This window comes from Armatimonas sp. (assembly GCF_043760365.1).
GTDB lineage: Bacteria > Armatimonadota > Armatimonadia > Armatimonadales > Armatimonadaceae > Armatimonas.
On sequence record NZ_JAYUPA010000249.1, the window covers coordinates 1 to 2041 of the forward strand.

The 2041-nt window shown below is 57.4% G+C and carries 4 protein-coding genes; all 4 read right to left on the bottom strand.

Annotation, left to right across the window (positions count from 1 at the left end; all coding sequences use genetic code 11):
• The coding region (locus ACH2EH_RS06015) for a hypothetical protein (protein ID WP_395139898.1) at positions 1 to 332 on the bottom strand (332 nt) is incomplete at its 3' end.
• Positions 329 to 982: a hypothetical protein gene (locus ACH2EH_RS06020; protein ID WP_395139900.1), complete on the bottom strand. Its 654-nt coding sequence runs from the start codon at positions 980 to 982 to the stop codon at positions 329 to 331. The genes ACH2EH_RS06020 and ACH2EH_RS06015, both read right to left, overlap by 4 nt.
• Positions 983 to 1140: 158 nt before the next feature.
• Positions 1141 to 1788, bottom strand: a complete 648-nt coding sequence (locus tag ACH2EH_RS06025) for a hypothetical protein (RefSeq protein ID WP_395139902.1) — start codon at positions 1786 to 1788, stop codon at positions 1141 to 1143.
• Positions 1785 to 2041: hypothetical protein (locus ACH2EH_RS06030; RefSeq protein WP_395139904.1), on the bottom strand; the 257-nt coding region annotated here is incomplete at its 5' end. The genes ACH2EH_RS06025 and ACH2EH_RS06030, both read right to left, overlap by 4 nt.

Consider the following 2041-nt stretch of genomic DNA (forward strand, 5'->3'; position numbering starts at 1 on the left):
ACCAGCGCCAGACAATCGGCGGACTCTAGCCGTTCCTCCAGCGCCAGCACCACACGATCCAGCGGCAGTGGATAGCTCACTCTAACCGCTACATGAACAAGAACCGGCACACTCCGGGAATCACTGAAATCGGATAGGAGGGCGGCAAGGCGCTGGATTGCCTCCGTGTGGAGCGGTGTCCTTGCAAGCTCCTCCTCTATTGCCGTGATCAGCACCGAGACGGCAGACTTGCCCCGTCTCTGAAAGCGCCGACACGCACTCCGCCACTCCGGAAGCGCACCGTAGGCCACTTGCTGAACCAGCACTTTTACCCCCGACGCTTTCTGGCTCAAGCGCTTTCCTCATTGCTTGAGGGACGGGGCAAATCGCCCCTTGCTTGCGCCGCCGTCGCGGGAATCGGAAGGGAGTCGGTGCCTAAGGCCGTTTTCAGGCGCTTACGTAGCCCGATGAACTCGAAAGGTGACGAGAGAGTGTACACAAGCAGTGGCAGAACAGCTCGTAGCTCCGGCTGCGGATAGCGCTCCGAAATTCGGACAAGTGCCTGTGCAACCCGCAGAGCCTCATCGGACCGCAGGGTCATCGAAAACGGTAATCCAGCCGATCTTAGAGTCGTGCCTTGCATCAGCGCAATGAGCGCTTGAATGTCCGCTGCCGACGCCCGTCGCTCTAACGTTTTTAGAACCTGGTGATAGCTCAAAATTGCTTTTGGTTCATTGGTTTGCCGTGCAACACGCAACAACCAGGCAAGGCGACGAGGGTCGTCAAACTGCGCGAGCATCACTGTCAGCCGGAGTAGTTTTTGGTAGCTGAGAACAACAAGCACGCCATGTACTTTATTCAGCTCAATCTCAAGCACCTCAATCAGAAAGGGAACCACCTCATTCCCTTCTCCAAACAGTGCCGCTTGTGACCTTTCCCAGCCCGGTGCCCCCTCATGAACGACATGTAAGTGTTGAAAGACTTGCTCGTGGGTGAGGCTCATGACGCTATCTTACCTCTGCCGCTGATTAAAATCAGCGTTTACAGTGGCTTCGTTCCTCAGCCGGAAAGCCCGTTCCGGGCTACCGGATCTATTCCCCTTTCGCGAAGCCACCTCGACGCCCAATTCCATTGGGCGGCTCCCACGCCGAGTACGACGCGCTACTCCGCTGACGAATTCTCCTCAACGGGAATCGGCAAGTCTTGGGCTGTTTGCCCAGCGGTTGCGGGGATGGGGAGGTTTTCCTCACCTAGCGCTACTTTGAGGCGCTTGCGCAACGAAGCGAACTCCCAGGGCGAAGACAGACTCGGTTTCAGAAGAGGTATTGCGGCACGAATTTCCGGTTTAGGGTCTTTCTCCGCCATACGCACTAAAGCAGTCGCAATCGCAAGCTGCTTCGACTTCGTTCCAGGCAACGCTCTTAACCGCTGTAGCGCCTCCGTAAAAGCGGCAATATCAGCAGATGTCGCCCGCGCTTCAAGAGCTTCTGAGAGCTGTTGAAAGGGCTCCTGGAATACCTCATCCCATCTCCTCCAAGCCGCAACCCAGCCAAGGGGCGATAGAATCTTGGGGCTTTCATATGTGACTAGGAGCTCGACCAGACGCTGAAGAGGTTCGGGGCCGGGGTAGAACGCTTGCCCCCGTTCATCCGTCCCTGGGAAAGCCCCACGGACTCTCTGAAGCTCTTCTTCGACCGCTTCTATCAGTTCTGGGAGAATCGTCTCGCCACGATCTAAGATCGCTTGGTGCGCTTCTTGACGAGCTTGGGCGTTTCCGTGATGGCAGAACTTCCAGAGCAGGCTTGTCACCGTAGGCGCACCACGGGGATGTTTTCTCTGAGGGTTTGTTTTTTCACTAAATCTTCGACCGTCATGCAGAGCCAGCGGTCGGGGTTGATGTGGTACGTGACGCGCAATCTCGGCGAGGTGCCCGCGCCGGCGGGGTTGAGGGGAATAGAGGCATCGGCGGGGTTTAGTTCGACGATCTGACCACGCTCGTTCTCACTCGCAGGGCTCCAGTAGCGGCTGCCATTGGGACGTGGCTCCCACGCGACGGGCTTCT